The following is a 20033-nucleotide window of genomic DNA, read 5'->3' on the forward strand; positions in this document are numbered from 1 at the left end:
ATGCAAAATTTCAAAGAACTTAATGAAAAAATTGCTTGGCAAAAAGTGGATCATCTTTTACCTGTCATCATCCAAGATGCAAAAACTTGTGAAATTTTAATGCTAGGCTTTATGAATAATGAAGCCTTAGAAAAAAGCTTAGAAAGTGGCAAAGTAGTCTTTTTTTCACGCACAAAACAGCGTCTTTGGATGAAGGGTGAAGAAAGTGGAAATTTCTTAAATATCGTAGATTTAAGCTTAGATTGTGATAATGACACGCTTTTAATTTTAGCAAATCCTGTAGGGCCTACTTGTCATACGGGCGATATTTCTTGTTTTGAAAAAATTTCTAAAAATGCGGATTTTGTTTTTCTAGCCAGACTTGAAAAACTTATTAATGCACGCAAAAATGCCGATGAAAATACTTCTTATACAGCAAAACTTTTCAAAAGTGGCACAAAACGCATCGCACAAAAAGTTGGTGAAGAAGGCGTAGAAACAGCTTTAGCAGCGACAGTAAAAGATAAAGAAGAGCTTATTTGTGAAGCAGCGGATTTAATGTATCATTTAAGTGTTTTACTTGCAGATGCAAATCTTAGTTTCTCAGATGTGATTTCAAAGTTGAAAGAAAGGCATAAAGCTTAAAGCTTTATGTAAATGAATTTATATCAATGCAAGGCTTCGTTAAGTTTGACTGCTTTTTTATTTAAAGCTACTATCATAGCACCACTTATAGAATCTTGACGGAAATGTAGTCCATTTAAACCTTTAAGCTCTAAGCCTTTGTAAATTTCTTTATCAAAATTAAAATAAGGATTAAGTTTAGCAAGTTCTTCGGCATCTTTGAGTAAAAATTTCGTTCCTTCTAGCACCGCAATACCTGCATCAACTATACAATTATCCCCTAAAGGAATTCCTGTCACTGAATTAGCCCCTAAAAGACAAGCCTTGCCTACGCTTATAGCATTACCACTTGTTCCACTTAAAACACCTAAAATCGAAGCTCCGCCACCTACATCAGAACCTTCTCCTACTATAGCACTTGAACTAATACGCCCTTCAACCATACAAGCTCCTGTTGTACCTGCATTAAAATTCACATAACTTGCCCCTGGCATGATGGTTGTTCCTGCTGCTAAAGATGCACCCATTCTTACTTTGGAACTTTCTAAAATTCTTGTATTATCCTCAGGGATAATATGCGCTAAAAATCTTGGAAATTTATCAACAAAATCGATTTTTGGATATTGATTGCTCATTTTTAAACGCATTTCATTTGCTCTTAAATACTCAAGCTCGATAGGTTTATCATCGCTCCAAGCTACATTGCTTAAAAGTCCAAAAGCTCCATTTAGATTAATACTTCTTAAAGGTACTTTTTTAGTAGAAAGCAAATAAAGTTTTAGATAAACACTTTCTACACTTAAAGGTTCTTTATCTTCAAAAAGACAAACAAAAGCAAACTCATCGTCTTTAAATTTATCTTTGATAATCTTTAATAAATCAATATTTTGATGCCCTTCTTCTTCTAAAAAAGGTTTAAAACAAGAAAGTGCAAAATCAATATCTTCTAATTTTAAAGTTTGCACAAACTCGCTCGCATTAAAATCAATCTCCACACCCCTTTGCATAAAAGCTTCAAGCATGATTGCCGCTGAGCCAAAATTTTGCTCATAATTAATCAAAGCAAAACTTGCTTGTAAGATTTTATTTTTATTTAACTGTCCTCTATCAAGCCTTGCTATACCAAAAGCTTTAGGTTTTTTATAGCCACTTTTTTGCTCGATTTGTTTGATTAAAAGTAAAAAATCTTCTTTAGTATTAATCATTTTCTTTTCCTTATCCACTTAATTTTTAATGCGAACACGCACTTTTTCCATTCATCACAGGTTGTATAGCAGAATTATCCGCACCACCTTCATTGTTAATCTTTTCTATAAAGCTCCAAATTTTTTCAGCTGCCATTAAATAACGCTTTGAACTCACACTTTCAGGGTGATAAAAACTCACAGGCTTGCCTTCATCTCCACCTTCTCTTACTATCATTTCTATAGGAATTTGTGCTAAAACTTCACTTTTATAGGCTTTTGCCATATCCTCAGCCGTTCCTTTGCCAAAAATATCATACTCTTTACCATTATCAGGGCATAAAAATCCACTCATATTTTCAATCACACCCGCTATAGGAATGTGAAGCTTATTAAACATATCTAAAGCTCTTTTACTATCATCTAAAGATACGGTTTGAGGTGTGCTTACACAAACTCCTGCAGTAATAGGAATACTTTGTGCAGAAGTAATTTGCGCATCGCCTGTTCCTGGAGGCATATCCAAAAACAATACATCAAGTTCAGGCCAAATCACATCGGCTAAAAGTTGCTCGATTGCTTTCATAATCATAGCTCCACGCCACATAAGACCTTGACCCTCTTCGATCAAAACCCCCATACTCATCATATAAACACCATGAGTTAAAATAGGCTTTAATCTCTGCCCTACTACTTCAGGCTGAGTTTTGGTTTCGCCTAGCATTCTTGGAATATTTGGCCCATAAATATCTGCATCTAAAATCCCTACTCTTTTTCCCATTTTAGCCATGGAAATTGCTAAATTTACTGTAGTTGTAGATTTGCCCACACCACCTTTTCCACTTGAAACCATGATGAAATTTTTTACTTGTGGAGCGATATTTTTTCCACTTCTTGAATTGCTTTTTTCTTCAGGAATTTTTGGAGTAATGATATTAAGTTCAATATTTTTTAAAGCCAAACTCGATAAAGCTTCAATAGCATTTTTACGAATTTCATTAGCTACTTCAGGATTTGCTGAAACGATTTCTATATCAATAAATACACCATCATCTTGAATTTTAATATCTTTTACAAAGTTAAAACTCACTATATCCTTTTCAAAACCAGGATATTTTACAGTTTTTAATTTCTCTAAAATTTGTTCTTTCATATTTTTTCCTTGTCTTTTAAAAAAATAAATTTTACTAATAAAATGATAAAATTTAGCTTTTTATAAGTGTATAATATGGTAACATTATAAAAACCAACAATATTAAAAAGAGGAATGAAAAAATGAGTGAAATTAGCCTCATTATGTTAGCAGCTGGAAATTCTACTCGTTTTAACACAAAGGTAAAAAAACAATTTTTACGACTTGGAAATGACCCTCTTTGGCTTTATGCAACAAAAAATTTAAGCTCTTTTTATCCTTTTAAAAAAATAGTTGTTACCTCTAGTAATATCACTTATATGAAAAAATTTACTAAAAACTATGAATTCATAGAAGGTGGTGATACCAGAGCAGAATCCTTAAAAAAAGCCTTAGAGCTCATAGATAGCGAATTTGTTATGGTAAGTGATGTAGCAAGGGTATTGGTGAGTAAAAATTTGTTTGATCGTTTGATTGAAAATTTAGATAAAGCAGATTGTATTACCCCTGCTTTAAAAGTTGCAGATACAACACTTTTTGACAATGAAGCCTTGCAAAGAGAAAAAATCAAACTCATTCAAACCCCGCAAATTTCTAAAACCAAATTGCTTAAAAAAGCCTTGGATCAAAACCTAGAATTTACAGATGATAGCACAGCTATAGCTGCAATGGGTGGAAAAATTTGGTTTGTTGAAGGTGAAGAAAATGCAAGAAAACTAACCTTTAAAGAAGATCTTAAAAAGCTTGATTTGCCTACACCTAGCTTTGAAATTTTTACTGGCAATGGTTTTGATGTGCATGAATTTGGAGAGAATCGCCCTTTGCTTTTAGCAGGAGTGCAAATTCATCCTACTATGGGGCTTAAAGCACACAGCGATGGAGATGTTTTAGCTCACTCTTTAACCGATGCGATTTTAGGTGCTGCAGGACTTGGAGATATAGGAGAGCTTTATCCTGATACTGATATGAAATTTAAAAATGCCAACTCCATGGAGCTTTTAAAACAGGCTTATGATAAAGTCAGAGAAGTAGGTTTTGAACTCATTAATATAGACATTTGCGTCATGGCACAAAGCCCTAAACTTAAAGACTTTAAACAAGCTATGCAAAGCAATATAGCTCATACTTTAGATTTAGATGAATTTAGAATCAATGTTAAAGCCACAACAACGGAAAAATTGGGTTTTATTGGAAGAAAAGAAGGTATGGCGGTGCTTAGTAGTGTAAATTTAAAATATTTTGATTGGACAAGATTATGAAAGTTTTAATTATTGAAAATGAAATTTATCTAGCACAAAGCATTAGCATTAAACTAAGCGATGCTGGATATAGCTGTGAAATTATCAACTCGTTTGATGAATACAATGGTGAAAAATACTATGATATTGTACTGCTTTCTACAAATACTAATAACTTTCTAAAAGCCGTAGGTCAGTTTAAACATAGTATTATTATTTTGCTTATTTCTTATATAAGTACAGATACAGTTTCAAATCCTTTGAAATTAGGTGCTAGTGATTATATTCAAAAACCCTTTATGATAGAAGAGCTGATTAGAAAAATAAAGCATTATCAAGATTTTAGAAAACTTTCAATCCTTAATAAAGCTTATCAAAGCTACATCAAATCAAGATTAGAAACAATCAAAATTCCAGAGTATAATTATAAAAAATTAAAACTTCCATTGATATTAAAATCCAACAAGCAAAGCAGTGCTGATGCTTTTGTTTTTAATTATGCAAATGAATGTGACATTACTCTTTCTTTTATTGATTTAACATCTACAAATTCAGTTGAAAAAGTTATGAAACTTCCCACAGAAAACAATCTCTTATTTTTGAGTAACTTTCAAGCATTAAAAGCAGCAGAAAAGGAAAAACTCCTAGATTTTATACAAAACAAAAATGTTATTTTGCATACCAATTCAAATACAGATGATTTAAAAATAAACTGCATTAATTTAAATGATAATGAAAAAAATATCGATAGCAATGAAATTTTAACCATAGATGAGTATGTAAAATATGTTATTATAAATTACCAAAATATATTTCCTGATACTGATCTTTCAAAAAAATTAGGCATTTCACGTAAATCTTTATGGGAAAAAAGGAAGAAATATGAAATCAGCAAGAAAAAATAAAAACATTACCATAGATCAAAATGAATTTGGTATCTTGTCACTTATTAAAGAAGGTTTGCTAGGTGCTTGCACTCATTTAATGAATGAAAAAGAAGTCAATGAAATCATTAAATCAGGAAAATTTAAAGGAGAAAGTTTTCCCTATCCCTTAAGCTTTGCGCCAAAAAATGCTGAAGAAGCACTAAATGATATAAAATCTGGCGATAGAATCGATCTCATACTAGACGAAAAAGTAGTAGGACATATAGATTTTAAAAGCCGATTTAAAAATAATAAAAATTTTTCTGATATTTTCAGTCCTAACACTTGCTCTTTGGAAGATATGGGAACAACTTGTATAAGTGGAAAAATAGAAATTTACAATTCTCAAATTAAAAAAATAAAAGAAAATTTTCAACAAATCAAAAACAATCTTAATGCACAAAAAATTACCGCTATAGTTTCAAGTTTTGATCCTTTGCATCGTGCCCATGAAAGAATGTTTCGTTGGACTATTGATAAAGCAGATTTAGTTGTAATTTTTCTTGTAGAATCTTTTGATGCAAATGGGTTTGAATTCGAACTTAAAGAAGCTTATTTGAAAAAATTTATTCAAAACTATCTTCCACCGGATAGAATTTTCATTTTTCCATTAAAAAATATTAATATTTTTCACGCTCATTTAAATCCTGGTTTAGAAAGCATTATCGCAAAAAGTCTAGGTTGTACCAAACTAGTAGTAGGACAAAATCATACAGGACTTGGAATGTTTTATGATGATAATCAACCAAAAACCATACTTGATGATTTTTCCAAGGATTATGGCATAGAAGTGATTGTTTTGCCTGAATTTGTATTTTGCGATCAATGTCGCATGATTGTTAGCACAAGATCTTGCCCTCATGGTTGTCATCACCATTTGCACTATAATTCTCAGTCTTTAAAAGATTTACTAAGAGCGGGTATCATTCCTCCAGCAATTTTCATGCGCAAGGAAGTATCTAGTGTTATTTTAACTTCTCTTTTTCCAAATAGATTAAAAAATATGCAAAAAATTTATAATGAGCTTTTTCCAACTGATGGAATTTTAGAATACAAAAATGATGAAGAATTTTATCAAAAACTTTTAGAAATTCATCAAATGTCTTATATGGTGTAACAAAATGCAAAAATTATTTTTAACTTTTTTTTATTCAGGTTCTATAAAAAAGGCAAGTGGGACTTTTGGTACTATCGCTGCTTTAATACCTGCTTTTTTTATACTTAAATATCTCGGAATTAATACTTTGTTTTTACTAAGTATTTTAATTTTTGTTGCAAGTATTCGTGTTATAGATGATTATGAAAAAAAAACAGGAATTCACGATGACAAACACATAGTTATCGATGAAGTTGCTGGGGTTTTTCTTGCTTGTGCTATTGCAGCAAGTGTTGAAAACTCGATAGTCAATTTTATTTTGGCTTTTGTTTTATTTAGACTCTTTGACATTACAAAACCTTCTATTATTGGCAAGATAGATAAAAAAGTCAAAGGCGGACTAGGTGTAATGCTTGATGATATGCTAGCAGGATTGTTTGCTGGACTTTTAAGTGCGGTAATTTATGGATTTTTACTTAAATTTAATTTAGTTTTTTGGGATATAAATTTAAAGGATTTATTTTGAAATTTTGCTTAAATTAATTAAATTTTAAATTTTATTCTTATATAATTTAGTCTTTAATTTCAAAAAAGGAAAATATAAATGGCAAACCATAAATCTGCTGAAAAAAGAGCAAGACAAACTATTAAAAAAACAGAAAGAAATAGATTCTATAGAACAAGACTTAAAAATATAACTAAAGCCGTAAGAGAAGCTGCAGCAAATGGAGATAAAAATGCTGCTAATGAAGCTTTAAAAGTAGCTAATAAAAGCATTCATGCTATGGTAAGTCGCGGTTTCATTAAAAAACAAACTGCTTCTCGCCGTGTAAGCCGCTTAGCCCTTTTAGTAAATAAAATCGCATAATTTTCTATATAGTTTTTAATGTTAGCTAGCAAACTAGATCCTTTTTTAAAACGCTTTGAAGAGTTAAATTCTCTTCTTAGCAGTTCTGATATACTCAACGATATCAGTAAAATGACTACACTCTCTAAAGAACAAAAAAATTTAGAACCTATCGTTTTAAAAGCTAAAGAGTATTTAAAAACTTTAGACAATATAGAAGAAAATAAAGCTTTGCTAAACGATCCAGAACTTGGGGAACTTGCAAAAGAAGAACTAAAAACTTTAGAAGAATTAAAACCAAAACTTGAAGAAGAGATTAAAATTTTACTTCTTCCTAAGGATCCAAATGATGAAAGAAATATTTTTCTTGAAATTCGTGCAGGTACAGGTGGCGATGAGGCATCTTTATTTGTAGGAGATCTTGTAAAAGCTTATGCAAGATATGCTGAAAATCGCGGCTATAAACTTGAGATTGTAAGCTCTAGTGAAGGAAGTGTAGGTGGATTTAAAGAAATCATCATGCTTGTTAAAGGAACAGGGGCTTATTCAAGACTTAAATATGAAGGTGGAACGCACCGTGTTCAAAGAGTTCCTCAAACAGAATCCCAAGGACGCGTGCATACTTCTGCTATCACCGTGGCAGTAATGCCAGAAGTTGATGATATAGAAATCGAAATCAATCCAAACGATCTTAAAGTTGATGTTATGCGATCTTCAGGACATGGTGGACAAAGTGTAAATACTACTGATTCAGCTGTTCGTATCACTCATATCCCCACAGGTATAGTTGTAGTCAATCAAGATGGAAAAAGCCAACACAAAAATAAAGAAAGTGCGATGAAAGTCCTAAAAGCAAGGCTTTATGAAATGCAAGAAAGTGAAAGACTAGCAAAAGAAAGTGAAGCAAGAAAATCACAAGTAGGAAGCGGAGATAGAAGCGAACGCATTCGCACTTACAATTTTCCACAAAATCGTATCAGCGATCATAGAATAAATCTTACTTTATATCGCTTAGATGCCATTATGCAAGATGGGCTTTTTGATGAAATCATAGAACCTTTAATCACTCATCATCAAGCCCAAGCTTTACAAGAACAAAATTTATAAGTTTTATACAAATTAATGCTTATGTGGGAATTTATGTGGATTTCCACTAGCACCTACATGTGCAACATTTCCATTTTCTATATCATAAGCTTGACCAAAACCTTTTACAAAGCGTCCTTTTTTAAATTCAAGCTTTACTAGATGAAAATCAAGCATCTTGCGTATAGTTTTAATGCCTCCTTCTCCTCCGGTTTGTTTTTCAAACTCATCATAAATTTGATCAAATCTTTCACCTCTCTCTAAAAAGCTTGCATTTACTCTATAGCGCAATCTTTTGCGAAGTATCACAGAAGCAGCTTTACTCTCATCCTCTAAAAACATTATTTCCATATTGTTTGGATTTACTTTGATGTTGTTAAAATGTTCACTTACTTCACTTATATAAATATAATTTCCCCATTCTGTGCTTACAAAAGGTGCATACGAGCAAACAACTTCTCCATTTGTATTTAAAGTTGCCAAAGCTACAGAATTAAAACTTAGCATAAATTCATTTAATTCTTTTTCTACACCACTAAAATTTTGCTCACTCTTTGCACTCATGCAAAGGGATATTATAGTATCTTTAATTGTGTTTTCATCGGCTTTTTTAGGAAATTCCACTCGTAAATTTTCTTTATCATTGTAAACAAGATCCAAGCCATTAAAATCAACACTTTTTAGAAAAACATCTTGCACTTGCTCAATACCACCAAATTTTTTACAAAGATCAACTAAATTTGATTTATGATGATCATTCATATGAGAAATAATGCTTTGAAAATTCATTTTTATCCTTTCTTGATTTTAAAATAAAATATTAAAAAAAATGGTATCAATTATCAAATTAAAAAGCACTTAAAATATACAAATTATCTATTTTAACAAAAATTTATACTAAATTAAGTTAATAAAGGATAAATTTCATTCTAAATTATTATGATATAAATTATCATTATTTATTTTATTTAAGGAGTAAAATTTGCATCCAAATAAAAAAGCTTTTAAGTTATCTTTATTTGCATTATTGCTAATAACTAATTTAAATGCGCAAGAATCAAATGAAGCTATTAAATTACAAAAAGTTGTTGTTAGTGCAACAGGTTTTGAGCAAGATGCAGACTCAAATTTACGCAATGTAATCAGCATAGAAGGCAAAGATCTGCAAAATAAAGGTTATGTTTCCTTAGAACAAGCCTTAGAAAGAATTTCGGGTATTAGCTTTGTAAATTTTGGACTTGGACGCAATATAGATATGCGTGGACAAGGAGATAAATCCAATATAGCTGTAAAAGTTATGATCGATGGGCGTGCTATTAATGTTCTTGATAATTCCCATGGTGTAACCCCGCTAGATAGTATCAATTTAGATAATGTAGAACGCATAGAAATCATACCTGGAGGTGGGTCTGTGCTTTATGGAAGTGGTACTAGAGGGGGTGTGATTAATATCATTACAAAAAAACAAAAATCAGATGCTTTTGCTATAAATTTAAAAAGCAGTGCTTATGATCATGGTGGACTAGGTGGAAATTTAGGTATCAATGGTGCCAAACAAATAAATGAAAATTTAGCTTTTAGCTTTGATATACAAAGTTTTAACCTTGATGGATATCAAGAAGGTTATAATGAAAAAGGTTATTTTATTAACACAAAAACCTATATTGATATCAATGATAATAGCGATTTAACTTTGGGTTATAATTATTTTAAAAGCAAAAATACCAGCAGTGGCTATCTAACAAAAGCACAAGCTCAAAGCGATCCAACTCAAAAAGGCAATAGTGACAATATCACACAAATCAATCGCCCTGAAATTTCTTTGGATTATCATTACTATTTTGATGATATATGGGAATTTAACCTAGAAGCTTTTTGGCAAAATCAAAAGATCAATTATCTAAAAGATGTTTCTACAATGAGTTATAGAGATATGAATCTTCCTGTATATCAAAATGGAAGTGGTTTTGAAGACACACTTACAGGGGTAAGTTTAAAAAACAAGCTAAATTATGCAAATAATTCTTATTTTATTTTTGGTTATGAATTTGCAAACCATGATGCAAAAAGAACAAGCATTATTCATTATGATGTAAATAGCCCTAGGTTTCAAATGAGTCATACTATGACAACGCTTATGGATATGACTAAACAAAGCCATTCTATTTTCGCTCTTGATTCTCATGAATTTAACGATATTTTTAGTATTTCAGGTGGAGCAAGATATGAATATAGTCTTTATGACACAAATAGAAATTACACTAGCAATATGATTATATCAAGCGTTCCTAGACCAAGCACTCCAGAGCTTTTTTCAACCGATGATACAAGTCATAACTTCGCCTTTGAAATTACTCCAAATTTTAAATACTCAGACACAGGAAAGCTTTATATCAAATACGAAAGAGGTTTTGTCTCTCCAAGTCCAGCACAATTTGTGAATAAGGATAAAGATTCACAAAAGTATTATTCTGCAAATTTAAATCCTGAGATCTTTGATACTTTTGAACTAGGAATTGATGATTTTTGGTGGGATTTTTACGGCTTTAATCTAACTTTATTTTACACCCAAAGCAAAGATGAAATTTCTTATCTTGGAAACCCTCACGCAACAGGTGGAGGATTTTGGCAATATTATAATATAGATCAAACTCGCCGTTTAGGAGTAGAATTAAGCCTGAGTCAAAATTTTTTAGATGATGATTTAATCTTTAGAGAAAGTCTAACTTATCTTGATGCTAAAATTTCTAAAGGCGTTAATGACGGCATGAGAATTCCTTATGTTTCAAAAATCAAAGCCACAGCTGGGCTCGAATACGCTTGGAATAAAAATTTCTCAAATTTTATTGATTTAACCTATTTTTCTAGAGCAAAAGATGGTGGAATTATAGATGAAAATACAGGAAAAATGTCTAAAAATTCTTGGATAAGGGATTATTTTTTAACAGATATTGGCATGAAATATAATTATAAAAAATTACAAATTTTAGCAGGAATTCGCAATCTTTTCGATAAAAGATACTACACATACCAAGACAGTATAAATGATCAATACCTAGCTGGGAATGGCAGAAACTACTATGTTGAATTTAAATACGCATTCTAAAATTTTAGTGATTATAGGGCTTGTAGCAGCTTATATAATCGCTTCTTTTACAGCACTTTGCTTAGGAGATGAGAATTTAAACCCAAAAGAACTTTTTTCATATATCTTTAGCCGAGATGAAATTTTAAGACAAATCATCATAGATGGACGCTTACCACGCATTATAATGGCGATTTTAATCGGTATGCTTTTAGCTAGTAGTGGGGCTATCACTCAAAATGTATTTTCAAATCCTATAGCCGATCCTTATATCATAGGTATAGCTTCTGCGGCAACCTTTGGAGCGGTTTTGGCGTATTTGTTAAAATTGAATGATTATTATTATGGAATTTTAGGTTTTGTTTGCTCTGCCTTTTTTGCCCTAGGAGTTTTTAAAATTTCTTCTAAGGCTTCTATAGCGACTTTACTCATTATCGGCATAGCAGCTTCATCTTTTTTAGGGGCTTTTACTTCTTTTTTCACCTATCTTATAGGCGAGGATTCTTTTAAAATAGTCGCTTGGCTTATGGGAAATATAGGCAATGCTTCTTGGTTTCGTGTGGGAATTTTAATCTTGCCTTTAATTTTTTGTTTGTTTTATTTTTACGCTCATAAAAACGAATTAAACATACTTTTAAGCGGAGATGATGAAGCTAGAAATTTAGGGGTAAATGCTCAAAAATTAAAAATAAATTTACTCATTGTCTCATCCTTGGCTGTATCTTTTGCGGTTGCTTTTAGCGGACTTATAGGCTTTGTTGGACTCATCATTCCTCATACTATAAGACTTTTGCTTAAAAATTATGATAATGCCTTAGTTATCCCTTTATGTACAGCATTTGGAGGATTATTTTTACTTATTTGTGATACTTTAGCAAGAACTCTTTTAGCCCCTGTACAAATTCCGATTGGAATCCTAACTGCATTTTTTGGAGCTCCTATTTTTTTATACTTGGCTTTAAGCGCTAGGAGATTTTTATAATGCTAAAAATACATGATTTAAGCTTTGCTTATCACCAAAAAAATTTACTAAAAAACATTCATTTAGAACTTAAAAATCAGGCTTTTGTAGGAATTTTAGGGCCAAATGGCTCAGGCAAAAGCACTCTTTTAAAACTTATACTTAAAAATTTAAGTCCAAATAAAGGAGAAATAAGTCTTTTTAATACAAATATCAAGGATTTTTCTCTTAAAGAATTTGCCAAAATTTGTGGTTTTGTACCTCAAAAATCAGAATTAAACACCCCTTTAAAAGTCATCGATGTGCTTTTAATGAGCAAATATGCGAATTTAAAACACGCTTTTAGTTCTTATTCCAAAGAAGATATTTTAGAAATTAAAGAATTTGCTAAGGATTTAAGACTTGAAAATTTTCTAGAAAGAAGTATACTTTCTTTAAGCGGAGGTGAATTTCAAAGAATGCTTTTAGCAAGAGCTTTGCTTAAAAAGCCAAAAATTCTTTTTTTAGATGAACCTACTTCAGCCCTTGATTTAAACTATGCTATAGAGCTTTTAACTCTTTGCGAAAAACTAGTTAAAGAAAAAAATATAGCCGTTGTTGCTATCTTGCATGATTTAAATTTAGCTTCCATGTTTTGCGATAAAATCCTTTTTTTAAAAGAAGGGGAAATAAAGTATTTTGGAACGAGCAAAGAGCTTTTTACTCAAGAAATTTTAAAAGAAATTTATGATTTAAACTGCGAGATTATTTATAAAAATTCTAAACCTTATATTTTAGCTTTAAAGGAGAAAAAATGAAAAAAATTTTAATTATTATGAGTTTATTTTTAATCACACTAAATGCAAAAGAACGCCTTGTAGTGCTTGATCCTGCAAGCATAGAAACCCTTTTTATGCTTAAGGCTGAAGATCAAATCGTAGGCATTGCCACTTTACAACACTCAAATATCTATCCTAAAGATCAAACCTCAAAACTTACAAGTGTAGGCACTTTTTCAAATCCTTCACTTGAAAAAATAGTAGCATTAAAACCAAGTTTGGTGATTTTAAGCTCTTATTCTTTAAATTTAGAAGAAGGACTTAAAAATTTTGGTATCAAAAGTATCAATTTAAAAGCCGAGCGTTTAGAAGATATAACAAAAAATATCACAACCTTAGGCCAAATCACCAAAAAAGAAAAAGAAGCAGAGCTTTTAAAACAAGAATTTACCCAAAATTTAAAAAAATTAAGCGATAAACCCCTAAATAAAAGTGCGATTTATCTTTATTCTAGCAACCCTTTAATGGCCTTTAATAATAATTCTTTAATAGCTGATATTTTAAGACTTATAGGGATTAAAAATTTAAGTCCGCAAAGTCAAATTTCAAGACCTGTTATATCAGCAGAATATATACTGAAACAAAATCCAGACATACTCATTCTTGGAATTAATGCTAAAAACAATCTTTTGGATACAAATGCTTTATTGAAAAATACCAAAGCAGTTAAAACAGGGAGTATTTATTTTAACAAAGATACACATATATTATTACGTCTTAGTCCTAAGATAATAGATAGAATTCAAGAATTTAAAACAAAGCTAGAAAATAACAATTTTTAATCACCCAATCTTGCTTTAAAAAATTCGCAAGTTTGACAAAGCTTTTCTATGCGTTCATCTTCTTTAAAAGCTTTTTTCATCATCTTTATACGCGGTGATTTAAAAAGCTTATCAAAGTTATTTTCAAAAACATTTCCCAAGTTAATATCTGCTTTAGTATCCAAACAGCAAGGCACTAAACTTCCATCACTTAAAATCCCAATTTGCTCTTTTAAAGCATGACATTTTCCTTTTTTATAAAGGGGTTCATCTTTTAAATTTGGCCATTTAAAAAGTTTATTTTGATGAAGCAAAATATGTCTTTGCAAGCGATTTTTACTTAAGTTTGTATCGATCTTAACTTCAAATTCTTTGGCTAAAAACTCATAAATTTTTAAATTTGACTTAGGTGCTTTAAAATTAGCATCTAAATTCCAAAGTCTTAGATTGATAAAAGAAAGGCTTTTTTGCTCTAAATGCTTTTTGCAAAGTTCTAAAATAGGCTTAAAATACTGTTCTAAAGAAATTTTGCTTTGACTTAAAAAAGACATTAAAGAAATATTGATTTGATGGATATTCTCATACCCTAACAATAAAGCTTGATTTTTAGAATTTAGATAAAAGCCACTTGTAGTAATTTCAAGTTTCATAGCTTCACCTTTTGCGATTTTTAGATAATTTTCAAAATTAGGCAAAAGCAAAGGATCACCCAAAAGATGAAAGGTAAAAAGCTCAGCTTTATTAGAAATTTCATAAGCTAAGTTTTGAAATTTTTCTTCACTCATTACCCCGCGAATTCCTTTTTGAGAAGGGCAAAAATCGCATTTTAAACCACAAATATCGCTTAATTCTATATATATTTTTTTAAATTTCATTATATTTCCTAGAGTAAACATTTTACCAAAATTTATGAAATTTATTAAAATATGTAACATTTTTATCAATATTTTTATCTTTTTTATTTCTCTTCTTTATTTTTAAATATATTAAGCAAAAATCACACTATACTTAAATAAAAATCTAAAATTAAGGAAGGGTTTATGCAAGAGCTTACTCGCACAAAAAAAATTCGCTCTATTATTGCTGCAAGTAGTGGAAATTTAGTAGAGTGGTTTGACTTTTATATCTATGCTTTTACAGCAACTTATTTTGCTCATACTTTTTCAACTTCAGATAATCCTGTTATCCAGCAAATCAATGCCTTTGGGGTTTTTGCAGCAGGATTTTTTATGCGTCCTATAGGCTCTTGGCTTTTTGGCTCTTTAGCTGATAAAGTAGGTCGTAAGAAATCTATGGTTATATCAGTGGTTTTAATGGCTTTGGGCTCTTTTATGATAGCAGCCTTGCCAAGCAAAGATACAGTGGGCGATCTTGCTATTATCTTACTTTTAATAGCAAGACTCATTCAAGGTCTTAGTGTAGGTGGGGAGTATGGCATAGCAGCTACTTATCTTTCAGAACTTGCTACAGAAGGAAAACGCGGTTTTTACTCATCTTTTCAGTATGTAACCCTAATAGGTGGTCAACTTTTGGCCGTTGCAAGCACTAGCATAATGTTTTTATTTTTTAGTATTGATGATATGAAAGATTACGCTTGGAGAATACTTTTTGTAATAGGTGGAATTTTAGCACTAGGCTCGCTTTTTGTAAGAAAAATGATGAATGAAAGTGCTACAAAACTTCACCAGCATGAAGATCGTGGTACTTTAAAAGCATTATGCAAATCTTGGAAATCTTTTTTAATGGTGCTTGGGGTTACTTCTGGGGGTTCTTTAGCTTTTTATACTATTACAACTTATACTAAAACTTTTATGGAAAATACGGGTATGGATAAAATGCTTGTTAATAATCTTTTTTTAGGTGCTTTATTTATACTAATGATCATTCAACCTCTTTTTGGATATATAGGAGATAAAATAGGTCACAAACGTTCTTTAATTGTATTTTGTATTTTGGCATTGGTAGGAATTTATCCTATTTTTTCACTTATAGCCAATAACGTGCAAAATAATCCTTCTTTGACATTTATGTTAGTAGTATTATTGTTTGTTATTTTAAGTTTTTATACTTCAGTTGCCGGGATTTTTAAAGCAAAACTTTTTCCTGAACATGTAAGGGCTTTAGGGACAGGTTTGGGTTATGCTATTTCAAATGCTGTTTTTGGAGGATCTGCTCCTTGGGTTGCTTTGCAATTTAAAAATGCAGGTATAGAAAATGGCTTTTTTATATATATAGCTATTTTTACAATCATCATGCTTATAGCTACTTTATGCTTGCCTAAAAAATCAGAGCTTAATTAATTTTAACGCTTTTAAAGAAAGTGCTGAAAGTGCGGTACTTTCTAACTCTTTTAAGGTTTGAAATTCATAATTTTTATTTTCATTGTTTAAAATTTGATGATAAACCTTGATATTAAGTTTATACTTAGTATAGCTGTGCTTAAACTCCCCTACAAAACTCATATCTTTAGAAAGTTTATACTCTCCTTCTTTAAAAAAAGGAAAATTATACATACCCTTATAAAGCTTATCTTGACTTTGCCCTATGGCAAATTTTTTATTAAATTCAAACAAAAAAAGATTTAAATTTACACTTTGATAAAGTATTTTTTTAGCTCTTGGATAAAGCTCTGTATGAAATTTGCCTTGACAAAAATCATACAAAGGACAAATTCCACACTTTGCATTTTTACTCACACAAACCAATGCTCCTATATCAAGCAAAGCTTGGTTATGATCAAAGGCATGATTTATATTTAAAAGCTCTTTAGCTCTTTTTTCAAGTTCTTTCATACTAGGATTTTCCAAAGCAAAAAGACGAGAAAGCACACGGCGTATATTACCATCAACAAAAGAAACCTTTTGATCATAGCCAAAACAAGCTATAGCACCTGCTGTATAAGCTCCTATACCGCTTAGTTTTTTTAGTTCCTCAACTTCTTTGGGCAATTTAGCTCCAAACTTATCCACGCATTCTAAGGCCACCTTTTTTAAATTTCTAGCACGAGTATAGTAACCAAGCCCTTGCCAAGCCTTTAAAAGCTCATTTTCATTGGCTTTAGCTAAACTTTGCAAAGTAGGAAATTTTTGCAAAAAGGGAAAATAAAACCTTTCTAAAACTGATTTAACTTGAGTTTGTTGAAGCATAATTTCGCTGATATAAACCCCATAAGCTCTATCAATATGCTTTAAATTTTCATCACAATTTTGACTTTGTAAATTACGCCAAGGCAAAGTTTTGCGTCCATTTTTTTCATACCAAAGAAGTAAATTTTCTTGCAGTTTTTCAAGCTCTTTTTTTTGCATAAATGAAAGTATAACAAAAAATTTTAAAATTTTTTGCTAAAATTAGCTCAAATTAAATTATTAAGGATATTAAATGTTAGCTTTTTTTAAAGGTTTAGGCGTAGGTTTTTTATGTTTATTACTTTTTGTTGCAGGAGTAGTTTTTAATGTAGAATTTTTAGGCAAAAAAGACTCTAATCATGATTTATATTTTTCAAGAAATATAGAAGTAAGCAATACACTAAAACCCGATATTTTATATGCAAATATTAATTTTTGGGCAAATGAAAATTTAAGCTCAAAAATCACATTAGACAATAGTGAAAAAGCCGAAATCACAAATACTTTCAATCAAATTTTAGAACGCTCAAAAAAAGAAAATTTTTGTAGCGGAGGAAGTTTTTCTTTAGAGCCTAATTTTTCCTATAAAGATGGTATACAAACCCCAAAAGGTCAAAGATTTGATGCGAATTTAGAATGTGAATTTAAAGAAAACCGACTTGCAGATTTTAACAAGCTTTTAAATGACATCAATTCTATCATAGCTAAAAATAATTTCATCAGCGTTTCAACACCAGCCATACAAACAAGATTTTCAAAAGATACACTAAACAACAACAAAGAAAATCTCTACAAAGAGCTTTTAAAAACATCATACGAATATGAAAAAACTTACTCTTTAGATCTTAATAAAACTTGTGTATTGAAAAATTTACAAGTAAATACAAATGCCAATATCGCACCTAGAATGTTAAATGCGAAATCTAGCAATATAGAACTTTCATCTCCAATTATCAGCGAAAAAGAACAAATTTTAAGCGCGAAAGCTTTATTTATTTGCAAATAACTTAAGGCAAAATAAACTCCTTTTAAGTTTATTTTGCTATACTTTTATCTTCAATTCTTTCAGAAATTTATGCGGGAATAGCTCAGGGGTAGAGCACAACCTTGCCAAGGTTGGGGTCGCGAGTTCGAATCTCGTTTCCCGCTCCATAATCACCCGCCCGGGTGGTGGAATTGGTAGACACAAGGGACTTAAAATCCCTCGGAATTTTTCTTCCGTGCCGGTTCAAGTCCGGCCTCGGGCACCACTTTTTCAACATTATCAGGGCGACATAGCCAAGCGGTAAGGCATGGGCCTGCAAAGCCTTGATCTCCGGTTCGAATCCGGATGTCGCCTCCAAAAGGCAAAACTTTACTTTATCGGGAGATGGCTGAGTGGTCGAAAGCGGCGGTCTTGAAAACCGTTGAGGGTCACACCTCCAGGGGTTCGAATCCCTTTCTCCCGGCCACCAAGACTTTCTAGTTTATCAATTATATCATTCCTGAAATTATAAAGGATACTACAAATGAAAAATAATACTTCGGTCTTACTATTTTTGTTATATCCTAAAAAACTTAGAAAAACTATGACTAATATAACTAAAAATAAGAAATACAAATGGAAAATTTAGAATTTGTTATCTTAAAACAAAAATATAAAATTTTAAAAATATGTCAAATTTTAAAATACAAGGTAGGCAAATGAAAGAATTTTATATGAATTTAGCCTTAAATGAGGCTTGGAAATATCAGTTTTTAACCTATCCAAATCCGGCTGTAGGCTGTGTAATCTTAGATAAAAATGGAAAAATTTTAGCCATAAAAGCTCATGAAAAAGCTGGATTAGCTCATGCAGAACTTAATGCCATAACTCATGCTTTTAAAAGCTTAAGACCTGAAATTTCATTGCCTAAAGAAGCAAACGCCTTACATGAGTTTATTTGCAAAAACCATCAAGGTGTATTTAAAGATAGCATAGCTTTTGTCACACTTGAGCCTTGCTCTCATCAAGGAAAAACGCCTCCTTGTGCAAAACTCTTTAGCGAGCTAGGTTTTAAAAAAATTTTCATCAGCGTTAAAGATGGAAATAAAATCGCAAGTGGTGGGGCTGAATTTTTAAAAAAACAAGGCATAGAGGTTGAATTTGACATACTTAAAGAAGAAGGAAAAAAACTTTTAAAACCTTTTTTAAAATGGCAAAAAGGGCAATTTAAACTTTTTAAATTAGCCCTTTCTATGAATGGCTCGCCTTTTGGCAAAATCGTAAGCAATGAGCTAAGTCGCGCTTATGCACATAAAATTAGAGCGGTGATTGATTTGCTTGTAGTCGGTGGAGAAACCATAAGAAAAGATCATCCTATACTAGATGCTAGGCTTTGCAAAGCAAAAGCGCCTAATCTTTGTATCTTAAGCCGTCAAAATATAGATAATTTTGATAAAAATATCCCTTTATTTAAAGTTCCAAACCGCCAAATTTATACCCAAATTCCAAGTGAAGCAAAATTTTTAATGTATGAGGGTGGAGAAAATTTTCTAGAAATCTTTAAAGATGAAATAGATATGTTTTTGATTTTCCAAAGTTCAAGTTTAAATGATGAAAAAAATGTTACAATACCTTTAAATTTCAAGCCACTTTATAGGAATTTTTTAGGGAGTGATACTTATGGCATTTATGAACTTTAGTGGATTTTTTTATGCAAGAAATGATTTAAGATTATTTAAAATAGAAAAGACAAATGAATTAAAATCCTTTTTTTACAAAAACTACACCTTATCAAGCTACAAAGATGATTTAAATTTAAACAATGAAATCTTTTTTTATCAAAGTTTAAAAGAAGACTTATTTAAAGAAAATGATGAAATTTTAGTTTCAAATTTGGGTAAAAAGATCATACTTTTTAGAAATTTTACTCAAAATTGTGATAATTTTAATGAAGCAAAATTAAAACAAATATTGCTTTTATTTTTTTTATTATTAGCGAGTGTATTTTTTGCAAGTTTGGCTATGATTAATGAATTTGGAGCCATAGATCTTGTTTTTTTAATGATTTGCTTATTACTTTTAGTGATGGGAGCAATCAATCTTGGCTTGCTTTTTAAGCAAATTCGTATTCTTAAAAGTTTTTCCAAAGAAGAAATGAAAGAATTTTTAAGTCAAAGAATGAAAAAATACACTAAAGTGTAAAAAAT

General features: G+C 30.8%; 20 protein-coding genes and 4 tRNA genes. 19 read left to right on the forward strand and 5 right to left on the reverse strand.

Features of this window, described 5'->3' with window-relative positions; translation table 11 throughout:
• Window positions 1–624: a bifunctional phosphoribosyl-AMP cyclohydrolase/phosphoribosyl-ATP diphosphatase HisIE gene (gene hisIE, locus ELQ07_RS01815; RefSeq protein ID WP_096702721.1), complete on the forward strand. Its 624-nt coding sequence runs from the start codon at window positions 1–3 to the stop codon at window positions 622–624.
• 23 nt (window positions 625–647) lie between these two features.
• On the opposite strand, the gene ELQ07_RS01820 is transcribed toward hisIE, so the two are convergent.
• Together ELQ07_RS01820 and ELQ07_RS01825 are read right to left on the reverse strand one after the other, a co-directional pair.
• Complete coding sequence (locus tag ELQ07_RS01820; RefSeq protein ID WP_002866583.1) at window positions 648–1808, reverse strand: 2,3,4,5-tetrahydropyridine-2,6-carboxylate N-succinyltransferase; 1161 nt, start codon at window positions 1806–1808, stop codon at window positions 648–650.
• Between the two features lie 25 nt (window positions 1809–1833).
• A complete protein-coding gene (locus ELQ07_RS01825; RefSeq protein ID WP_038816157.1) occupies window positions 1834–2940 on the reverse strand; it encodes an Mrp/NBP35 family ATP-binding protein in 1107 nt (368 codons plus the stop codon).
• 122 nt (window positions 2941–3062) lie between these two features.
• On the opposite strand from ELQ07_RS01825, the gene ELQ07_RS01830 reads away from it, so the two are divergent.
• The 6 genes from ELQ07_RS01830 to prfA all read left to right on the forward strand — a co-directional run bounded on the left by ELQ07_RS01830 (window position 3063) and on the right by prfA (window position 8133).
• Window positions 3063–4178 carry a bifunctional 2-C-methyl-D-erythritol 4-phosphate cytidylyltransferase/2-C-methyl-D-erythritol 2,4-cyclodiphosphate synthase gene (locus ELQ07_RS01830; RefSeq protein ID WP_002877789.1) on the forward strand — a complete coding sequence of 372 codons (1116 nt, stop codon included), beginning with the start codon at window positions 3063–3065 and terminating at the stop codon, window positions 4176–4178.
• On the forward strand, window positions 4175–5062 hold the full coding sequence (locus ELQ07_RS01835; RefSeq protein ID WP_002862251.1) for a response regulator: 888 nt from the start codon (window positions 4175–4177) through the stop codon (window positions 5060–5062). Before ELQ07_RS01830 ends, ELQ07_RS01835 begins: the two co-directional genes overlap by 4 nt.
• Window positions 5040–6200: a sulfate adenylyltransferase gene (locus tag ELQ07_RS01840; protein ID WP_096702725.1), complete on the forward strand. Its 1161-nt coding sequence runs from the start codon at window positions 5040–5042 to the stop codon at window positions 6198–6200. Before ELQ07_RS01835 ends, ELQ07_RS01840 begins: the two co-directional genes overlap by 23 nt.
• Window positions 6201–6204: 4 nt before the next feature.
• On the forward strand, window positions 6205–6705 hold the full coding sequence (locus tag ELQ07_RS01845; RefSeq protein ID WP_002858951.1) for a phosphatidylglycerophosphatase A: 501 nt from the start codon (window positions 6205–6207) through the stop codon (window positions 6703–6705).
• A gap of 78 nt (window positions 6706–6783) precedes the next feature.
• Window positions 6784–7047, forward strand: a complete 264-nt coding sequence (gene rpsT / locus ELQ07_RS01850; RefSeq protein ID WP_002856547.1) for a 30S ribosomal protein S20 — start codon at window positions 6784–6786, stop codon at window positions 7045–7047.
• Between the two features lie 18 nt (window positions 7048–7065).
• Complete coding sequence (prfA, locus tag ELQ07_RS01855; protein WP_002858952.1) at window positions 7066–8133, forward strand: peptide chain release factor 1; 1068 nt, start codon at window positions 7066–7068, stop codon at window positions 8131–8133.
• A gap of 12 nt (window positions 8134–8145) precedes the next feature.
• Here prfA and ELQ07_RS01860 read toward each other — a convergent pair whose 3' ends face one another.
• The gene (locus tag ELQ07_RS01860) at window positions 8146–8901 is read right to left on the reverse strand and encodes a HugZ family heme oxygenase (RefSeq protein WP_052793662.1); all 756 of its coding nucleotides are present in this window, start codon (window positions 8899–8901) and stop codon (window positions 8146–8148) included.
• Between the two features lie 193 nt (window positions 8902–9094).
• Here ELQ07_RS01860 and ELQ07_RS01865 point away from each other — a divergent pair, with 193 nt between their 5' ends.
• From ELQ07_RS01865 to ELQ07_RS01880, 4 genes are read left to right on the forward strand one after another with little or no spacing between them, the layout of a single operon-like run.
• Window positions 9095–11218 carry a TonB-dependent receptor gene (locus ELQ07_RS01865; protein ID WP_134224650.1) on the forward strand — a complete coding sequence of 708 codons (2124 nt, stop codon included), beginning with the start codon at window positions 9095–9097 and terminating at the stop codon, window positions 11216–11218.
• Window positions 11193–12179 carry an iron ABC transporter permease gene (locus tag ELQ07_RS01870; protein ID WP_134224684.1) on the forward strand — a complete coding sequence of 329 codons (987 nt, stop codon included), beginning with the start codon at window positions 11193–11195 and terminating at the stop codon, window positions 12177–12179. Before ELQ07_RS01865 ends, ELQ07_RS01870 begins: the two co-directional genes overlap by 26 nt.
• Complete coding sequence (locus tag ELQ07_RS01875; protein WP_134224651.1) at window positions 12179–12955, forward strand: ABC transporter ATP-binding protein; 777 nt, start codon at window positions 12179–12181, stop codon at window positions 12953–12955. Before ELQ07_RS01870 ends, ELQ07_RS01875 begins: the two co-directional genes overlap by 1 nt.
• On the forward strand, window positions 12952–13758 hold the full coding sequence (locus ELQ07_RS01880; protein ID WP_070241013.1) for an ABC transporter substrate-binding protein: 807 nt from the start codon (window positions 12952–12954) through the stop codon (window positions 13756–13758). The genes ELQ07_RS01875 and ELQ07_RS01880 overlap by 4 nt, the downstream gene beginning before the upstream one ends.
• Here the strand turns inward: ELQ07_RS01880 and ELQ07_RS01885 are convergent.
• Window positions 13755–14612, reverse strand: a complete 858-nt coding sequence (locus ELQ07_RS01885) for a radical SAM/SPASM domain-containing protein (protein WP_208357099.1) — start codon at window positions 14610–14612, stop codon at window positions 13755–13757. The two genes, ELQ07_RS01880 and ELQ07_RS01885, sit on opposite strands and share 4 nt — an antisense overlap.
• A gap of 165 nt (window positions 14613–14777) precedes the next feature.
• Between ELQ07_RS01885 and ELQ07_RS01890 the strand changes: the two genes are divergently transcribed.
• Complete coding sequence (locus ELQ07_RS01890; RefSeq protein ID WP_134224652.1) at window positions 14778–16037, forward strand: MFS transporter; 1260 nt, start codon at window positions 14778–14780, stop codon at window positions 16035–16037.
• On the opposite strand, the gene mutY is transcribed toward ELQ07_RS01890, so the two are convergent.
• On the reverse strand, window positions 16023–17042 hold the full coding sequence (gene mutY / locus ELQ07_RS01895; protein ID WP_052858794.1) for an A/G-specific adenine glycosylase: 1020 nt from the start codon (window positions 17040–17042) through the stop codon (window positions 16023–16025). The genes ELQ07_RS01890 and mutY overlap by 15 nt on opposite strands.
• Before the next feature lie 73 nt (window positions 17043–17115).
• Here mutY and ELQ07_RS01900 point away from each other — a divergent pair, with 73 nt between their 5' ends.
• The 7 genes from ELQ07_RS01900 (at window position 17116) to ELQ07_RS01930 (ending at window position 20028) form a co-directional block, all read left to right on the forward strand.
• Entirely contained in the window at window positions 17116–17868 is a 753-nt protein-coding gene (locus tag ELQ07_RS01900) for a hypothetical protein (RefSeq protein ID WP_134224653.1), read from the forward strand.
• A gap of 71 nt (window positions 17869–17939) precedes the next feature.
• A tRNA-Gly gene (locus ELQ07_RS01905) sits at window positions 17940–18014 on the forward strand.
• 9 nt (window positions 18015–18023) lie between these two features.
• Window positions 18024–18112 (forward strand) — tRNA-Leu (locus ELQ07_RS01910).
• Between the two features lie 18 nt (window positions 18113–18130).
• A tRNA-Cys gene (locus ELQ07_RS01915) sits at window positions 18131–18204 on the forward strand.
• A gap of 21 nt (window positions 18205–18225) precedes the next feature.
• Window positions 18226–18313 (forward strand) — tRNA-Ser (locus tag ELQ07_RS01920).
• A 202-nt stretch (window positions 18314–18515) separates the two neighbouring features.
• Window positions 18516–19526, forward strand: coding sequence for a bifunctional diaminohydroxyphosphoribosylaminopyrimidine deaminase/5-amino-6-(5-phosphoribosylamino)uracil reductase RibD (gene ribD, locus ELQ07_RS01925; protein ID WP_096702731.1), 1011 nt, complete (start codon window positions 18516–18518; stop codon window positions 19524–19526).
• Window positions 19507–20028, forward strand: coding sequence for a hypothetical protein (locus tag ELQ07_RS01930; protein ID WP_134224654.1), 522 nt, complete (start codon window positions 19507–19509; stop codon window positions 20026–20028). The genes ribD and ELQ07_RS01930 overlap by 20 nt, the downstream gene beginning before the upstream one ends.
• The last annotated feature ends 5 nt before the right edge of the window (window positions 20029–20033 follow it).

The sequence above is a fragment of the Campylobacter sp. US55 genome (genome assembly GCF_004378955.1).
Taxonomy (GTDB): domain Bacteria; phylum Campylobacterota; class Campylobacteria; order Campylobacterales; family Campylobacteraceae; genus Campylobacter_D; species Campylobacter_D jejuni.